Below are 17,862 nucleotides of genomic sequence, written 5' to 3'. Positions count from 1 at the left end.
AACTTTCCATTTGCTTTGTGGAATTGCAAGGCAGAGGCCAATGGTTAGGTCCCCATCTGCCATGAAGCCAGATATTGTTTCTGTTCCTCAGTCAATTCATCGATCTCGATATTCATCGATTTCAGTTTCAATCGTGAAACCCAATCTTCGATTTCTGAAGGGACATTATACACCTTAGGTCCCTTGGCCTTCAATTGTTCAGAATTTTTGACCACCCATTCGGTGGTCAGCGCCTGGGTCGCAAAACTCATATCCATCACAGAAGCTGGATGCCCCTCAGCAGCCGCCAAATTGATCAGTCGCCCCTCAGCCAGCAGATTGATGCGTCGACCATCCTTCAGTACATACTGGTCCACGAAATTTCTGACCTGGCGGCGCACGTCGACTGCCATTTGTTCCAGCCCGGGGATATCGATCTCAACATTAAAATGTCCCGAATTTGCGACAATCGCACCGTCTTTCATTAATTCGAAATGCTCGGGACGGATCACATGAATATCACCGGTCAGGGTGCAGAACAGATCGCCGATTTTAGCTGCCTGTTCCATTTTCATCACGCGATAGCCATCCATGGCCGCTTCCAGCGCCCGAATAGGGTTCACTTCGGTGATGACGACATTGGCCCCCATTCCCTTGCAACGCATCGCAAATCCGCGCCCACACCAGCCGTAGCCAGCCACTACCACGGTTTTACCTGCCAACAAGATATCGGTCGCCCGAATAATGCCATCTACTGTCGATTGACCGGTGCCATAGCGATTGTCGAACAAATTTTTCGTCAGCGCATCGTTCACTGCAATGACTGGGAATTTCAACGCGCCGTCGCGTTCCATCGCGCGCAATCGGATCACACCGGTGGTAGTCTCTTCCATACTGCCTAACACCTTATCCCATAATTCAGGATGATCGAAATGGATGGTCGAAACCAAATCAGCTCCGTCATCCATGGTCACCTGTGGCGAATGGGCAATGGCTGCATCGATATGCTGGTAATAGGTCTCGGTATCTTCGCCTTTGATCGCAAAGACGGCAATGCCATATTCTTTCACTAGTGCTGCTGCAACGTCATCCTGGGTCGACAATGGGTTCGAGGCACACAACACCAAATCCGCACCGCCCGCTTGCAGCGTTCGTGCCAAATTGGCCGTCTCAGCCGTGATGTGAAGACAGGCTGACATTCGCAAACCAGCCAAAGGTCGCGTCTGGGCAAAGCGCTCTCGAACCTGTTGTAATACTGGCATATCATGATCGGCCCATTCGATCCGTTTCCTCCCCAATTCGGCCAGCCCAATATCTTTAATATCGTATTTCACACCCAACCTCCTATCCGAAATTGATATCATCGTTCTGTAGCACGAAAATTTTAGCTTCTGAGGATCAAGCTATCGTTGAACTGCCTTCCCCTGAAACTCACAACTGATCCTTTAAAAAATTGATATTCATTTCTGACCGTTCACCAATCGGCAGACAGACAGAGCATCAAATTGGATTTACAATTTTGGTGTCCTGCCATCCACACAATGCCGGACAGGCTTCTCATAACCTGCTAATTGGTTTTTGAACGAAAAATCTTGTTTTGTCATTCCAAACGAAGCAAGGAATCTGATGAACCCTAATTTATTGGCACTACCAGATTCCTTGATTTCCGCTTCGCTCCCCTCAAAATTATAAATTCTACAGGTTTTCTTTCGGACACGAATTAGTGTCTGGGCGAAAACTCTCCTCTTTCATTTCGACCGTAACAAGAAATCTGTAGATGAAATAATCTCAGGGGAACCAGATTCGTGTCTTCGTTCGGAATGACATTTTTAATTCAAATTTAATGGTTTTCGTTCAGGTGCTAAATAGCTGTCAAGTCTTTTCGTTAAGTTACTGGTCACCGCGCCAGGACGTCCACCATATCGGTTTTCTCCCAGGTAAATGTGGGTTCGTTTCGTCCGAAATGGCCGTAAGCTGCTGTCTTACGATAGATCGGCCGGCGTAGCATGAGCTTTTCGATAATGCCTTTTGGCGTTAGATCAAAATGCTTTACGACCAACTTCATGATCTCTTCATCAGGGATCACGCCGGTACCGTGCGTATCGACCATAATCGATACTGGCTCAGCCACGCCAATAGCATATGCCAACTGGATGGTGCATTTGGTGGCCAATTTGGCCGCAACAATATTTTTCGCCACATATCGAGCTGCGTAGGAGGCAGAGCGATCCACTTTGGTTGGATCTTTGCCAGAGAATGCACCGCCACCATGAGGCGCATAGCCTCCATAGGTATCAACGATGATCTTTCGACCGGTCAATCCCGCATCTCCCTGCGGACCGCCGATCACAAATCGTCCAGTTGGATTAATATGATAAATAATCTCATGATCATTGACCATATGAGGCGGCAACACTGGTTTAATGACATGCTGAATGATGTCATGGCGAAGATCGACCAATTTTACCTCAGGGCTGTGTTGCGCGGCAATCACGACCGTATTGACCCAACGCGGTTTTCCATCCACATATTCGATGGTCACCTGGGATTTTCCATCCGGACGCAAATAAGGCAGGATATTTTTCTTGCGCACTTCAGCGAGGCGCTTGGTTAATTTATGGGCTAACAAAATTGGCATTGGCATTAGCTCCTCGGTTTCATCAATGGCGAAACCGAACATCATCCCCTGATCTCCAGCGCCTTCGCGATCTACACCCATGGCGATATCAGGCGATTGCTGATCGATCGTTGTCAAAATACCGCACGTCTGCCAATCGAAGCCATAACTTGCATCGATATAGCCCACATCTCGGATTAATTCGCGAACGATCTTAGGGATATCCACGTAACATTTAGTGGTAATTTCTCCGCCCACGATGGCCAAACCTGTGGTCACGAGGGTTTCACATGCCACGCGACCGAATGGATCTTCTTGGAAAATCGCATCAAGAACCGAGTCTGAAATTTGATCCGCCAATTTATCTGGGTGTCCTTCCGTCACAGACTCTGAGGTGAATAAATAGGATCTCATGTTTCTGCTCCTTGGCTTAAATAGTCAACGAATAACAATTCAATCACATCAATTATAAAAATGCTGAACTCGCCTTCCTCCCATCCATTCTGGGGGAATTGCCAAAAGTTCAGCCTGAAAGTTCATTTCGTTACCTGAGCTCGTTTTTGGCAGTGAGCCAATCAATAAGCTTTTTGTGTAAATCGAGATTGCTGGCAGCAACACAGGAGAGTGTGGCACTGCTGATCAGGGAGCGATCGTCCAATGATTCACCGCAGTCATCGGAAATCCAACATTGCGCTTCTTTTAGAATCAGATAAGCCGCAGCGATATCATAAGCGAACAATCCCATGATCGGTTGATGGGGTGACCTTGGCAGGTTTCGATTGCGCTGAGGCACCTCCTCTCCCCTTCGTCCAGTTATATCAATATAGGCATCTAATTGTCCTGTCACCAGCCGCGTCAGTGCGAACGCAGAACTGTTGAACAGATACACGCCGCCCCGAAATGATGACTGATCGATCAATGGTCCGATCCGATTGACGATCTCAGCGATCGGTCGTCCAACCACCTCAAAACTCCAGCGCAGCCGATCGAGAGCACAATTTTTTGATAGTCGAACCGCAAGCTGAGGGTCAGTGCTGCACACCACGGTTCCCCGGCCTTTTTCTGCATAGAACAAATTGCCACTTTTTAATTCCAGCACCACGGCGTGAGAGATTTCTCGAAATTTCGGCTGATCTGAGTAGCGGCACATGGCGATGGAAACCACACTGGCCTCAAAACCGCTGTACCCTGGTCGCGTTCCATCGATAGGATCAATAATCAATAGATACTCCGGAGAAGCTGCAACACAGACCAGCCCTCGATCTTCGGTGTAGTAAGCCAGCGGAACTTGTTGCTGAGTCAAAAAGGTTTCTACCGCTTGTTCTGCGATTGTATCTAATTGAAAGGTCACGTCGCCGCTATGGGCCACACCTGATAATTGGCGCGCCGATTCTGAATTGAGCCATGGATAGACAGCTTTGCGAATCACCTGCGCTAGCGTGATCAGCAACGATAGCCAATTGCAATTTGTCGGACTATTCACGGCTTAAGCGATCCTTTAATAGTTGAATTTTTTCGATCGGCGTTGGATCGACCCCAGCCAGAATCGCCAGATAGTAGCTCACCCAATCTCCCAATTGAACCATGGACATCAATCGCGCCAGCCGTGATTCCCCTTCCGCATAGAGCTCGATGATTGGATCGGTCACACGCTCGAGTATTGCGCGCGTGATAAGCATCCGCTTTTGATTTCTCACATGATCTTCTCGATCGCGAAGGTAAACAACCTGAAAATCGCGAAGCCGTTGAGGAATTTGATCCCACCCCACAATTTCATTGTGATTCAATTCAGGAAATACGTTGTAGAACGCCAGAACTTTGCTGTTTTCCGAAAACTGACCCTTCCACCGTAAGGCAACTGGCGCTAACAAATCCGCAGCACAATAGATGATTGGAAATTTGTTGCGCAACTGCTGTGCTAAATTCAGTGCCGGGTTCTCCGCTGCATCCGGCCAATATCGCTGATTGTTCTGTTGCAATAGTTCTTCCGTCTCATCAAATACCCGAGGGCTGAGAGTAACCATGCCCGAATTTTTCAGCAAGACCAAGATCGGCACACTCAAATAACCGAGAGCAGTCCGCGGAGGTGCGCCCCCGGGGATGGTGATTAGCGGAACGCCATCAGCTTGCGCCCGAGCAGCCAACTTTCCGCCAGAGGAAATGGCAACGATGACCGACCCTTTGGATTGAGCCAGGTCATAACAGCTCAGCGCCTCTTCAGTATTTCCTGAGTAGCTGGAAACGATCACCAGCGAATTTTGATCAACAAATCCTGGCAACGAATAATTTCGATTCACAATAGCAGGAATCCGGAGCTGATCATTCAGACATGATACGATCAGATCTCCACCAATCGCTGACCCGCCCATTCCAGCAAAGATAATATTTTTTATTTTGGTCCTATCGATTTCAAAGCGCAACGCCTCGCCGATGCGACGTGCCTGTTGAAATTGAATCGGAAAATCAATCAGCAGCTTGAGCATGTTAGCGCTGTCGAATGCTTGCAGATTTATATGAGCAACCATATTGTTTTGCGTATCCCTTTGTGAACCCTAATTGATTTTCATCTTGTACCGCGTTAGCATCACGTTGCGCATGTACGTTTCAACTTGCTCGGAAGTCTTCATCTGTAATGCTCGTTCGGCAATTTTTTGAGCGTCCTCAAAACAAACATTTCGGATGATTTTTTTTACCTCTGGCAGCCGAGAGGGCGTAACGCTTAGCTCATCAAGATCCAGTCCCAACAAGATCAGAGTGGCTAGTGGATCAGCCGCCATTTCGCCGCACATACCAACCCATACGCCCTTGCTATGTCCAGCATGAACGACATCTTTGATAATCCGCAATACAGCAGGAGGAAGCCGTTTATAAAGATTGGCGACCTTTACGTTATTGCGATCAACCGCCAATGTGTATTGGATTAGATCGTTGGTGCCAATGCTAAGAAAGTCTACTTCCTCAGCAATGGCATCTGCCATGATGGCTGCGGATGGGATTTCAATCATTACACCGATTTCAATGTGCTCATCGAACGGGATCTTCTTGGCGCGAAGCTCGTCTTTCGCCTCTTCCACGAGGTCTTTCGCACGAAAAATCTCCTCCAAGCACGAAATCATTGGAAACATAATTTTGACATTCCCCATGACGCTGGCGCGGAGAATCGCTCGCAACTGCGTTTTGAATACATCTTTTTTCTCGAGACAAAGTCGTATCGCCCGCCAGCCCAGAAAAGGATTCTCTTCGTCGGGAATATCCAAACTGGGTGCTTTTTTATCGCCGCCCAAATCCAGCGTCCGGATAATGACTGGATAAGGACTGACCTTCTCAGCCACCAGATAATATTCTTCATATTGCTCTTGCTCTGTGGGCAACTCAAGTCGGGTTAAAAATAGATTTTCTGTTCGAAATAATCCTACTCCCCTGGCTCCATAATTGAGGATCGCGTTGATTTCACCTGTGAACTCGAGATTGGCTGACAGCTCCACATCCTTGCCATCCAGTGTGCGACACGGCAGATCCCGGATGGCAGCCAAAGCCTTGGTCTCCTCATCATACCGGGCCCGCAATTTGACGTATTTGTTGATCTCAGTCGAACTGGGTCGAACAATCGCCACCCCCTCATTGCCATCAACGATCACGGTATCGCCATTCTGAACATGTTCGGTGATATTAACCAATCCAACCACTGAAGGGATTTCCAACGACCGTGCCATAATAGCGGCGTGGGAGGTCTTCCCGCCTTTGTTTGTTGCGAAGGCCAGCACCTTCCGACGATCCAGCATTACCGTATCCGATGGCGTCAGATCCGGGGCGACGATCACCGCTGGCGAGGTAATTCCGTTCAGATAGCGTGGTTCTTTGCCCTGAATGTTGCGGATCAACCGGCGTTTCACATCTCGAATATCGGCTACACGACCAAGGAAATAGTCATTATTGACCTGTTCGAGAGACTCCTGGAACTTCTGCATGACTTGAAAATAAGCGAAATCGGCGTTCTTACATTCCCGCTGGATCTTGGTGATCGTCTCTTCGTAAATGACGCTGTCCGATAGTAGCAATTGATGCACATCGAAAATGCGCTCACCTTCTTTGCCCATGGTCTGGCGAGCGTGAGATTGAATTTCGCTCAACTCTTGTCGGGTCAGCTCAACTGCTCGCTTAAATTTTTCAATCTCCTTATCGATCTCCGCTTCTGGAATATCGCGTTCTTCCACTTTGACTACATCCCCGCTCAGCAGGAAAACTTTGCCGATGGCAATGCCCGGGGAAGCCGCAATTCCCTTCAGCTTAACCATTGGCTTATGTTCTGTCTTAATACGAGCCATATCGTGCGCTACTCTTCGTAGAATTTTGCATTCACCAGGTTTACCAGGGCTTCCATAGCAAGCTCCTCATCTTCCCCATCGACTCGAATGGTGAGGGTGCTTCCCATCTCTGCGGCCAGTGTCATTACACCCATGATGCTTTTCCCATTGACCTCCCGATCGTTCTTTGATAGATATACATCCGACTTAAATTTCGAGGCCACCTTGACAAATTGAGCCGAGGGTCTCGCATGAAGTCCCAACGAATTTAAAATTGTCACCTTTCGAACTAGCACACTAAATAACCAATCCTATGATTATTGAACCACAGATTACGATGATCACCAGCAAATCGATCGTGATTCTCTGTCTCCGAACCACCAGAAACGAAACGAGCGCTGCTATCGCAAATATGGCAACCGCGCGCCATGAATTGGTCTCCAACTGGATCTTCCTCATCAGCACCACGAATTCAGCACCCATCAGCCCAGCGAACATATTTTTGAGCGGGGTCAGATATTTTTGCAAGCCCCGCATCGACAAAATGCGGACGACATCGAAACCTTTAACATAGCTATCGAACAAACCTTTGAATTGCACTGTGAAGTGAGCAAAATTATAAGCCAATAAATAGAACGCGACTGCCCCGATACCAAAAATCCACAACAGACTGATTGTGAGCAATCCCAGCGCTGGTCGAATGAGCTGCCAGAACAATATATCACCGATAGCGCCCAATGGACCAATAATCCTATTTTTCAGGACGGTTATTGGCCGTTTGTCATCCCAACGTTTGAGGATCGCCTGTTCCTCGATATTAGCCACAGCACCAAGCGCATAAGTGACCATATAGGGATGCGAGTTAAAAAAATCAAGATGCCGCTGCAAAAATTCAGTTAGCCCAGCTTTGCTGTTCATCAGCCTTCTGGCTATGGGAATCATACAAAAACAAAATCCTAGCGCCAGCAATCGCTCCGGATTCCAGCTACCCTGAACATAAAAGGATCGCAACAGCACTCTAATTAGATCTGTTTTTCTTATTAGACCCATTCGTCCCACAAGTGATGAAATATGTGAATCCGCAAAACGACTATGTGACTATATGATCGATGTGACAACCCATGCGACGATGCCAACGAAAAGGGGGATCAATACATACCATCGCGTTGCTTTGCTAGCAAACAATGTCGCCACAGCGCCAATCCCAAGACCTAGCAAGCCCCATTTTGCCAATCCAAAGGCTGGATCGAACTGTTGGTGAATAAAGGCGGCCACTGGCTTAACAGCCAAAACTCCAATCCAATAACCGATCCCCACCAATCCTGCCCCCATTAAAAAAGAATAAAAAACTCCCATCATGTTCAACCAGGTAATCCGACTGAGCTCACCTTGTTGAGCGGCGATATCAGCCCGATGCAACAACCCCAAATTCGCCTGGCGCATATAATCGACCATCACCATGCCAATCCGACTGATCAGCAGACTGTAAAGGATCGAAATGATGATCACGATATTTTCGGTATTGATACCGGCTGCTTTCAAATAAATGCTCAGGCTGGTCGCCACGACAGCCCCCAAGTTTCCCTCGGCGCCATGAACCCCTCCCATGGGAATATTGATCAGCCACGGAAGCTCTAATAAAATTCCGATGGTAAGCCCGAGTTCTACGTCGCCAAGCAACCATCCCAGCAAAGGACAGGCGACCACTGGTTGGGAGATCATGATCTGCCAAGCAGCAGCCGTATCCATTGCCACTATTCCCCCAATGAAGCTGACTAATAATAGTGTCGGGAATAGCTCCATGTCATGCTTTCCTCTCCATAATCCACTGCAAAAGCAATGCGAGATCATCCCGCGAATCTGACGGGGCCAGCTCAGCTAATTCCTGTCGAGCCTGCTGAATCCGAAGCTCCACTTGTTCGCTGGCAAAGCGAAGCGTGCCGCTGACATCCAATAGTGCTCGAACCTGCTGCACATCCTCATCACTGATCTCTGGTTTGTGCATGATCTGCCAGAGCTGCTTTCGGATGCTGGGCTCAGCATGCTCGAAAGCATGCACCAATAATAATGTTCGCTTTTTCCTTTTGATATCGCTGCCATACGTCTTGCCTGATGTGGTTTCCATGTCCAGCAGATCATCCTGAATTTGAAAGGCATTCCCCAATTGGCGCGAGAATTCTACTAATGCCGCCCGTTGTCTTTGGTTCGCCCCACCGATGATCGCACCGATTTCAGATGCGATCATTAATAATCGAGCGGTTTTTTTCTCAATCATCAGCAAATATTGATCGAGACCGATATCGAACCGACCCTCAAATTCTTTGTCCAGCGCTTGTCCCTCACATACTTCAATAAGACCCTTTGTGAAAATATCAGCAATGGTCTTGAGATCTCCATGCTCAGTTTTGAATAGATAATGATACGCCAAGGCTACCAATCCATCCCCGGCAAGGATCGCAGTGGCCTCATCCCATCTTTTATGAACCGTCATGCGGTTGCGACGTAAATCATCCCTGTCCATAATATCATCATGGACCAGAGTAAAATTGTGTAGGATCTCCACGGCCACCGCTGCATCCAGACACGATTCCACTCTGCCGCCACTCGCCTGACAGGCCAGGATCACCAATATCGGTCGAATTCGTTTGCCCCCAGCCTCCAGTACATATCGAACGGGCTCATAAAACGAAGCAGGATCGCTTTTTCGCCCCACTGCGGAAAGTCGCTCGTTGATGAGGGCACGATAATATTCCATCCGTATTTGGAAATCGCTTATCGCTGCCATTCGGAACGTCCTATTTCTATTCTTCTATCTGCCAATTAAAAGCATACGTGATCATTCCCCCACTGCAAATTGTTTTAATGTTCTTTTCAATCGATTTGGAATTTTTATTTCCATCCTCACCGAAGGATAAGATCATTTAGCCAGCTTAGATAAAATTAAATGGGGAAGCAATTTCATTCATTGGATAGCCCAATGAAGATGAATGATGTTATTTATCCAAGGGTGTTGCATGTACTTCTCTCATGGCAATCTTGACAACTTCTATTTAACAGCGTTGCATATTAATTATCGATTGAAACAACATCGGCTTCGCGTTTCATACGACTATCTAATCGCATGAATATTTCTACCGTCGCTTTGCTAGATAAAAACAGGCTTTGCAATCGAAATGCTTAAACACACAAGTTCGCTAAAGATAAAAAAAAAACCATTTAGAATCAAGAAAAACTTTTTTGGATAGGTTATAATTCATTCGGTGGGAGCGAAATTAGCTTCAAACGTATAAATTTATCCGCCTGGGTATCGATAAAAACCATGACATCAAATTTCGTTTCGCTATATTTATCTGCCGCCTGTGTCGGATGAGCTGGATAATGTCCCTAACAAATTCCTGATATTGGGCTGGCTATATGATCTGCCAGCGCAATTGAGAGTTCAGAATTCCTTTAATTCTGTCTCGGCGTTGGTCAGTGAAATGGGTTCGGGATTGGCATAGCAGTAGCGGCATCCGTGATAACAATGGAAATACCATCCGATATCGAAGCTTTCAGTACAACCGCAATCGCTGCGTTGACCCTTAGCTTTTCGTAATGAACAAGGTTCACGATTGGGATGGAGGGCCATCAAAAGTTCCCCGTCGATGCATCGGGAGCGCGGCATCCCTGGCACGCAGCAGCCATGAAGTACCAGATGATATCGATCGGCGACCTCTCTCACTCTTTGATATTGCTCCTGCCAGAATTCTAGAGTCATTTCCACTGGTACAATTCCCACCCGCCTCAGCCGCGCCACAACCTTGCGATAGGTTGCCATCCAACTGATCGAGACATCGGTAATACCCAACTGTTGGACCAGTGGCGCAAATTTCTCAAACCAGTCGATGTTGCTATAAACCGCCCCGTTTGCCAATCGAAGATTGACGATCGGATCGAACCGAAATCGGATGCGTCGCGGATCGCCGGTTAGCTCAATCAGCCGTGGCAGCCATTGTAGCGCCTGATGAGGCAATGGCACTCGTGGCTCAAGAATCGAGCCTCCCATTCCTGTCACGGTATAATGAACGAACAATTGCTGATATTTTCGAACCGCATCAAACAATGGCTTATGACCAAATAGATTGCTCGCATCCTTGGTCCAGATCACCAAGGTGTGAACTTGGTCAGGGGGACATTTCTGATCCAAAATCTTGGCCAGATGATCAGGCCCTGTGCCCACCATATCGATCCGTCGACTGGCGGATATGACGATTTTTTCCTGCTGTTTCATCTGGATCGTGTACCCAATTAATAATTAAAATCAGAAAGATCCATGGCGAATTGTCCATCGTTTTGAATTTGCTTTCTTCAATCCCAAAACTCCCAGCGCAGACCATAATGCAACGTCCGACGATTCATATCATAACCATAGGTCAACTGATATTTCCGATCCAGGATGTTTTCTAACAGAAAAAATATTTTTAAATTGCCGAAATTCAAAAGCGCCTGAGCATTGAGCACCAGAACAGGATCCAGTTTGCCGCGTTCGATGCGATACAGAAATGGATGCATAACTTGGTTAGAACGCGGTCCAAAGTAGCGTAGCTCAAGCCGAAAGTTGGGCTTTAAGTCGCCCTGAAAAAGACTATCAGTATACTGCACCTGGGTGATCAACCAGATTTTTGGCGTCCCATTATATTGAACCCTATCTGAATAGGTAACGATGCCAGACCACTGCCATTTCGGAAAAGGTGACCACTGGGATTGGAGATCTATACCCCAGGAGTGAGCACTTCTCTGATTCAAAAAAGTGGCGCGCAGTGAATCCAGTGGCGAAAGCTCAATGATATGATCCGCGTGTTTGTAATATATGCCACCTTTGAAAGTGAACGAAGTTGGCATTTGCCACTCAGTTCCCAGTTCGATCGTTTGGAATAATTCAGGTTGCAACCCGGGATTTCCTATGAAGTTGGTTTTTGCCGAGGTTTCGAAAAATACCGGATAACGCATCGATTGCCGGGCGAGAATGTTAAATCGACCGCGGCTTGATGGTAAAAAACAGAGCCCCAATCCGCCGAGCAACCGTCCGCCATATTCGCTATGATATCGGAAATTGCTGAACAAATTCAAATCAAGAATATGAGAGAATCGCCAGTCATCGTGAACGAATAACGTACCAGACGTGCGTCGTTGGTCTTCCACCTGGTCGGCCTCTGTCCATTCAGAGATCACTTCTGCACCAACGCGCGCTTGATGCGACCCGATCTGGCGCTGCAAATCCAGACGGACACCTGCATATTGACCTAGGTCGATCCATTTCAGGGTGGACTTTTTATCGGAAAGTTGCTGACGATCGCTGCTATAAAATAGGTTCGCACCGAAATTTTGTTCTGAAACGCCAAATAGATGTCCGCCGATTTTCAACCCATAATCGGCTCGCGAGATTTTTTCATTTGCTGAAGTAAGGGGATAGTCCTCTGAACCTGTTGCAAAGTTGGGATTGGGCAAATTCCGCTTCAGCTTGTTACTGTTCCAAAAAAAATCCATGCTCCACCGGCGCGAAAGCTGACGCATAACTCTGCCCCGAAAATTTTGTTGCTCAAATCGAAAAATATCTGTCTTTCCCTCATAAGATTTGATGATCCCGCCCAGAATTAAGGTCATTTTTCGGCTGGCTTTGCTGGCGAAGATCACATCGACATCGCTATAACCGTATGGCGCTTTATGATAGCCAACTCGAGAATAGCTGAGGTCCTCATGATATTGAATTGGCGCCATGAAAATCGCTTCAGAACCGGTACTGCGCCAACTTTCAGGCAATTTGGCATCCATGGCAATCTCATCGATCATCGCTGGGGGGATCAGATTCAGATCCATTCCACCAAATATGGGATGATATAAGGGAACGCCATTAAATAGAACCTGAGTTTGCATTGCACTGGCTCCGTGGCGCGTGAAAAGCAACCGCTGCCCGGGGGTACCGCGATCATCCAGATAATTCCCTGGAAAATAAATCAAAATATCACCCAAATCCTCATGAAAAATTTCATTCATTACAGCTCGTGATATTTGCCATATCGTCTTAGTCCGCTGCGGTAATATGAAATCGGCACTATTGTAGGGAGGCTGATGAAAAGTGGTAACAGAATCCACAACAATGGCAGAGCTATCGTGCTGAATGGAATCGGGACGGATCTCCATTAGGGTCTCCTGTGGAATAGCCCCTGCCCATGCCGCGATACATATCAGCCAGACGAATATCATTACCAGATGCCAATGGTAGTTAATCATCACAGAGCGGTTCCAGTTGCACATAGATCAGCTTCCCGAGGTTACCTTTTAGCTCGAACCATTTAGAGCCATCGTTTACAATATAACAAAAATTATTTTAAAATACAATCCCATAATTTGTTCTAGCCTGAGATTTTGATCGCCAGGCTTTTCCTTTCGGCATCATAAAAGTTTCTATAATAAAAGCGATCCATTAAAAAGAAAGCCTGATCAGCATCAGGCTTAACAAAGTCACATTGTTTTGGGTAACGGTCGATCGGCTGGCGAGCCAGTGCGCCAGCCGATCGGCACGAACTATTTAGCAACTACTGTCGCTTTCCAAAAATTCGGAATACTGTATTTTTGAGTATATAATTCACCATCTTCGGATTTTCGCGTAGTCTTCTGATCGAGTAGGCAAACCATTCCTTGCCGAATGGCACATAAACCCGAAGCCGATGGCCGGCATCCACAATGATGCGTCGCAGTTGTGGATCAACGCCTAAAAGCATCTGGAACTCATAATCATCGCGTTTCAGATGCAACTTATCAACCAATTTGATCCCCTCCCAGACCAATCTTTCGTCGTGAGTGGCAATTCCAACATAGCAGCCATTCGAAAGCAATTTTTCCAGCGCATAGCGAAACGAGTCGTTGACAATCTCTCCGTCTTTGTACACTACCTCCCGCTTCTCCCAATAATAGGCACCTTTACACAGTCGCAAATTCGCCTTATGTGGAATGACGCGATTAAGATCGCCCACAAGGCGACGCAAATAGGATTGGAAAACGGTACCCACATTATCATACTCCTGCTTTAAGCGCAGGTAAATATCAATGGTATCATCGGTACATGATGAATCTTCCATATCAATTCGAACAAAATTGTTGATCTGTTTGGCTGCTTCGACCAGTCTTTTGATGTTTTGATAACAAAATTCTTTGTCCAATTTTAATCCCATATGGGTGGGTTTCACAGAAATATTCGCATCCAATTTCTCCTGGGCGATCACATTTAACACCTGTAAGTACACCTCGACAGCTTTCAATGCATCCTCTTTTACCTTTTTCTCTTCACCTAACAGATCAATTGTTGCACAAATGCCCTGAGCGTTCAAATTTTTCACTTCACGCACCGCATCTTCCAGCGTTTCTCCAGCAATATATTGACGGGCAAAAATTCCCACAAAGGGTTTCGGAAAATAGGGCAGAATTTTGGCAATGAGATTATTGAACCAGATCATCTGAGCCTCCCTCAAAGTTATTATGTTTGATTGAATATACTGTGGATAATTGAAAGGTTGAATAAAGAAGATTCATCCTCTTCGGATCAAACAGGGGCACTTTCGCAATCAAGAATGCGATAAAATTTATGCAGCTTTGTTGCAAGAGTTTAATTCCCTTCATCGCTAAAAGATAGCAATTTATTTGATTCAAAGCAAGCAATTTTATTAGCAAAATTTTAGGGAATGAACACCTCCCCCTTGATTTTTAGCGGAAGTGATCGATCAAAATTTCTCATTCGCCATCCGATAATTTGGAAAATAGCACCCGGCTATAAAAATTGAAATCATTCTTTTCTTCTGCCCGTTCTCTATCCGATTGACAATTTGTTTCTCGGCCGATCATTATAGTTATTTCGAAATTGACACCATAACTTTTAAGATCATTGCATCGTTGTTTGGTAACGTTCATCTAATGCATTTAGGAACTGACATTTTGAATTTGAGTAAAATAGCAGTAATCATTAGTCGGGTTAATTTTCGGGAGCGATTCAATGAAAATCTTGCGTCGTGTATCAGTAGGCTTGGTTACATCCTTCATGCTTCTGTCCGCTGGATTAGCACAAGACTTTATGAACATGAAATTCTTGACCGTCTCATCAAAAATTTCGCCTGAGAAGGTCTCTCCAGGCATGACAGTCAATTTGAGTATTTCGGTGACGATCGCACCAGGGTTTCATATCAATTCCCATCAACCCACCGAGCCCTATTTGATCCCGACAGTGGTAAAGTTCGAGCCGATGGATCATGCTTCTTTCAGTGCAATCCATTATTCTGATCCGAAATTGCTCAAATTTTCATTTTCGGAGGAGCCACTCTCGGTTTACGAGGGAACTATAGATTTTTTAGCCTCACTAACGCTGTCAGATCAGTTTCCGATCGGAACAAGCACGATTAAAGGATCGGTGAGTTATCAAGCGTGCAATGACAATAATTGTTTTGCGCCAACGTCAGAGCCCTTTGAAATCCCTATTGAAGTGGTGCCTGGCAGCGTGGAGAGGGAGAGCAAACCTTTCAGTCAAATTGCTACTCCTAAAGAGCCGAACCAGACCGAACGAATTGAAACTGCTGTGATCGAGCAACCGACAGCCTCAATTGCGCAGCCATCTGTGCCCACTACCAGTAGAGCAAGTGCCCCTGTGGCGTTTACCTCGGATGAATTGAAAGCCAAGCAGGTTATCGAAAAAGGATTGCCTTACGCGTTATTGGCATTTTTCATCTTTGGCCTGGCCTTGAACCTTACTCCTTGTGTCTATCCTGTGATCCCACTGACAGTGGGCTATTTCGGGGGGCAAAGCGGCAAGGGCCGAGGTTCAAGTTTCGTGATGGCATTGTTCTACGTGATCGGAATTGCCCTGATCTTCGCCGCTTTGGGGTTGATCTCTGGCCTCGCAGGTAAGCAGTGGGGATTTTTATTCCAAAATCCGTGGTTTGTGGTTGCTGTCACCGTCATCATTCTCGCCATGGCAGCCAGCATGTTCGGTGCGTTTGAAATAACCGTCCCCGCGTGGTTATCCAGTTCGCTCGGAAAATCTCGTGAGGGAACAATTGGTGCATTGATCATGGGCTTAACTGTTGGGGTGGTCATTGCTCCCTGCGCTGCGGGTATTATTATCGGTTTGGTCGGTCTGGTGGCCAAATTGGGCATCGTTGCGAAGGGCACGTTATTGTTCTTCGTCATGGGGCTGGGGCTCGGAGTGCCATATTTGATATTAGCGACTTTTTCCAGTTTGTTGAGCAAACTCCCCCAATCTGGCATGTGGATGGTTTGGATTCGAAAGTTGTTCGGAGTGTTGCTCATCGGCGTTGCCCTTTATTTCTTCTTGCCGCAAGCTCGACATGTTTACGATCAACTGGGCTTCTTCTTTGGGTTATTGGCCATATTTGGCGGGTTGCTCTTGGGATTTTTGGATCATGCACCAGGTTATACTCGTGCGTTCAAGATCGCTCGAGCTATCTTTGGACTGGCAATGATCGTATTCGGCATTTTCTTGACCAATCGTGCTATTCACGCCAAGCCCTCAGAACTGAATTGGGTCCATTACACAGACCAATCTTTGGCCGAACTTCAAACCGAAGGCAAACCAATTTTTATTGATTTCTACGCTGATTGGTGTGCTCCCTGCAAAGAAATGGATCGAACCACTTTCAGAGATGAACGTGTGATCGAAATTTCTAAACAATTAACAATGGTGAAAGTTGATTGCACTGCCCCGGATGAAAATATCAAACGTTTCATGCAGCAGTTCAGCGTGACGGGGATGCCGACCTTGGTCTTTATCACAGCAGACGGACAAGAACAAATGGATATGCGAGAAATCGGGTATCTCGGGCCAGATAGATTCATTGAAAAAATTGATCGGCTGTTGCAAAAACGATAGAACCCGTTCAGTAATTTGCCCAAAATAGCGCTTAACGTTTCGCTGCCAACAACCAAAGGATTGTAGCTCAAGCAGTAAGAGAAATTTTCAAATTGTTTGACTGATGTCCCCCTATCTTTCCTAATCAACAAAGGAAAAAACACTGTCAAATTTGAAAAATCTGATCAAAGGAGCATCTTGGCAAAGAACCGATTCAAATATTTTCTGTTGCTCACTCGGCCGCTGAATGTAGTCATCGGCATGTTCTCAATTTTTATGGGGGCGTTCATCACTGGGACAGTTCAACCGTTGCTCAAGGTCCTTTATGCCAGCCTCTCTGGGGGCATCATCGCGGGAGCGGCCAATGCGATCAACGATTATTATGATATCGCTATCGACAAAATTAACAAGCCTCATCGCCCCCTGGCCGCTGGAATTATCGCACCAAAAGAAGGTCTTATCTTCTCGATGGTGCTGTTTATCGCTGGCGTCGCGATCGGCGCATTGATCAACCCAGCAGCATTCGCTCTCAGCTTGTTCGCCTCGGTACTGCTGTTTTTTTATAGCTATCGCCTGAAACGGACTGTATTATGGGGCAATCTCACAGTTAGCCTGATCACTGCTCTGGCTTTTATCTACGGCGGTCTGGCTGTTAATCGCATCCGTCTGGCGCTGATCCCTGCCCTTTTTTCGTTTTTTTATCATTTAGGTCGAGAAATCATCAAAGATGTCGAGGACGTCGCTGGCGATCGTGCCGATCAGATTGTAACGCTCCCGATTCGGCATGGTGAGAAGCCAGCCCTGATTCTCGCTACAGCAATTTATTGTTTCCTCATCCTGCTCACGCTCATCCCTTATATCATCCAGGTGTTCGGACCGTATTATTTGGCCATGGTCGTCCTCGTCGTTGATGGGATCATTATCTATGTGCTCGTTGCCATGTGGAAAAATCCTGTCCCGTCCAATTTATCCCGATTGAGCCTGATTTTGAAACTAAATATGTTCGCTGGTCTGATTGCCATCTATCTTGGCAAATTTTAGTCCAACGCCAGGATTTAAAAAACAGTTTT

General features: G+C 46.6%; 14 protein-coding genes. 2 read left to right on the top strand and 12 right to left on the bottom strand.

From position 1 onward, the window contains the following. Positions 1-44: 44 nt before the first annotated feature. The 12 genes from ahcY to ONB37_12035 form a co-directional block, all read right to left on the bottom strand. Positions 45-1,313 (bottom strand): adenosylhomocysteinase, encoded by a 1,269-nt coding sequence (ahcY, locus tag ONB37_12090; GenBank protein MDZ7400899.1) that lies wholly within the window; start codon positions 1,311-1,313, stop codon positions 45-47. A gap of 563 nt (positions 1,314-1,876) precedes the next feature. After that, complete coding sequence (metK, locus tag ONB37_12085; GenBank protein MDZ7400898.1) at positions 1,877-3,010, bottom strand: methionine adenosyltransferase; 1,134 nt, start codon at positions 3,008-3,010, stop codon at positions 1,877-1,879. 130 nt (positions 3,011-3,140) lie between these two features. Next, positions 3,141-4,079 (bottom strand): hypothetical protein, encoded by a 939-nt coding sequence (locus ONB37_12080; GenBank protein ID MDZ7400897.1) that lies wholly within the window; start codon positions 4,077-4,079, stop codon positions 3,141-3,143. Beyond that, on the bottom strand, positions 4,072-5,121 hold the full coding sequence (locus tag ONB37_12075; protein MDZ7400896.1) for a bifunctional phosphoglucose/phosphomannose isomerase: 1,050 nt from the start codon (positions 5,119-5,121) through the stop codon (positions 4,072-4,074). Before ONB37_12075 ends, ONB37_12080 begins: the two co-directional genes overlap by 8 nt. Positions 5,122-5,148: 27 nt before the next feature. Next, positions 5,149-6,921 (bottom strand): phosphoenolpyruvate--protein phosphotransferase, encoded by a 1,773-nt coding sequence (gene ptsP / locus ONB37_12070; protein ID MDZ7400895.1) that lies wholly within the window; start codon positions 6,919-6,921, stop codon positions 5,149-5,151. An 8-nt stretch (positions 6,922-6,929) separates the two neighbouring features. After that, positions 6,930-7,196 carry an HPr family phosphocarrier protein gene (locus ONB37_12065; protein MDZ7400894.1) on the bottom strand — a complete coding sequence of 89 codons (267 nt, stop codon included), beginning with the start codon at positions 7,194-7,196 and terminating at the stop codon, positions 6,930-6,932. A 1-nt stretch (position 7,197) separates the two neighbouring features. Further along, positions 7,198-7,950, bottom strand: coding sequence for a PTS system mannose/fructose/sorbose family transporter subunit IID (locus ONB37_12060; protein ID MDZ7400893.1), 753 nt, complete (start codon positions 7,948-7,950; stop codon positions 7,198-7,200). Positions 7,951-7,998: 48 nt separating this feature from the next. Beyond that, entirely contained in the window at positions 7,999-8,703 is a 705-nt protein-coding gene (locus tag ONB37_12055) for a PTS sugar transporter subunit IIC (protein MDZ7400892.1), read from the bottom strand. Between the two features lies 1 nt (position 8,704). Continuing rightward, positions 8,705-9,685, bottom strand: coding sequence for a polyprenyl synthetase family protein (locus ONB37_12050; GenBank protein MDZ7400891.1), 981 nt, complete (start codon positions 9,683-9,685; stop codon positions 8,705-8,707). A gap of 654 nt (positions 9,686-10,339) precedes the next feature. After that, on the bottom strand, positions 10,340-11,170 hold the full coding sequence (locus ONB37_12045) for a DUF1848 domain-containing protein (protein MDZ7400890.1): 831 nt from the start codon (positions 11,168-11,170) through the stop codon (positions 10,340-10,342). Positions 11,171-11,247: 77 nt separating this feature from the next. Then, positions 11,248-13,170 carry a TonB-dependent receptor gene (locus tag ONB37_12040; GenBank protein MDZ7400889.1) on the bottom strand — a complete coding sequence of 641 codons (1,923 nt, stop codon included), beginning with the start codon at positions 13,168-13,170 and terminating at the stop codon, positions 11,248-11,250. Between the two features lie 305 nt (positions 13,171-13,475). Then, positions 13,476-14,393 (bottom strand): proline dehydrogenase family protein, encoded by a 918-nt coding sequence (locus ONB37_12035; protein ID MDZ7400888.1) that lies wholly within the window; start codon positions 14,391-14,393, stop codon positions 13,476-13,478. A 533-nt stretch (positions 14,394-14,926) separates the two neighbouring features. Between ONB37_12035 and ONB37_12030 the strand changes: the two genes are divergently transcribed. Both ONB37_12030 and ONB37_12025 read left to right on the top strand, forming a co-directional pair. Beyond that, on the top strand, positions 14,927-16,813 hold the full coding sequence (locus tag ONB37_12030; GenBank protein ID MDZ7400887.1) for a thioredoxin family protein: 1,887 nt from the start codon (positions 14,927-14,929) through the stop codon (positions 16,811-16,813). A 177-nt stretch (positions 16,814-16,990) separates the two neighbouring features. Continuing rightward, complete coding sequence (locus ONB37_12025; GenBank protein MDZ7400886.1) at positions 16,991-17,833, top strand: geranylgeranylglycerol-phosphate geranylgeranyltransferase; 843 nt, start codon at positions 16,991-16,993, stop codon at positions 17,831-17,833. Positions 17,834-17,862: the final 29 nt, after the last annotated feature.

This window comes from candidate division KSB1 bacterium (assembly GCA_034506395.1).
In the GTDB taxonomy this organism is placed as follows: Bacteria; Zhuqueibacterota; Zhuqueibacteria; order Thermofontimicrobiales; family Thermofontimicrobiaceae; genus Thermofontimicrobium.
This window is presented reverse-complemented; position numbering and strand designations above follow the sequence as displayed.

Excerpts from the sequence above, each read along its gene's own strand:
- ONB37_12050 (MDZ7400891.1), bottom strand. The coding sequence starts at position 9,685 with ATGGCAGCGATAAGCGATTTCCAAATACGGATGGAATATTATCGTGCC.
- ONB37_12040 (MDZ7400889.1), bottom strand. The coding sequence starts at position 13,170 with ATGATTAACTACCATTGGCATCTGGTAATGATATTCGTCTGGCTGATA.
- ONB37_12030 (MDZ7400887.1), top strand. The coding sequence starts at position 14,927 with ATGAAAATCTTGCGTCGTGTATCAGTAGGCTTGGTTACATCCTTCATG.
- ONB37_12060 (MDZ7400893.1), bottom strand. The coding sequence starts at position 7,950 with ATGGGTCTAATAAGAAAAACAGATCTAATTAGAGTGCTGTTGCGATCC.
- metK (MDZ7400898.1), bottom strand. The coding sequence starts at position 3,010 with ATGAGATCCTATTTATTCACCTCAGAGTCTGTGACGGAAGGACACCCA.
- ONB37_12045 (MDZ7400890.1), bottom strand. The coding sequence starts at position 11,170 with ATGAAACAGCAGGAAAAAATCGTCATATCCGCCAGTCGACGGATCGAT.
- ONB37_12075 (MDZ7400896.1), bottom strand. The coding sequence starts at position 5,121 with ATGGTTGCTCATATAAATCTGCAAGCATTCGACAGCGCTAACATGCTC.
- ptsP (MDZ7400895.1), bottom strand. The coding sequence starts at position 6,921 with ATGGCTCGTATTAAGACAGAACATAAGCCAATGGTTAAGCTGAAGGGA.
- ONB37_12055 (MDZ7400892.1), bottom strand. The coding sequence starts at position 8,703 with ATGGAGCTATTCCCGACACTATTATTAGTCAGCTTCATTGGGGGAATA.
- ONB37_12035 (MDZ7400888.1), bottom strand. The coding sequence starts at position 14,393 with ATGATCTGGTTCAATAATCTCATTGCCAAAATTCTGCCCTATTTTCCG.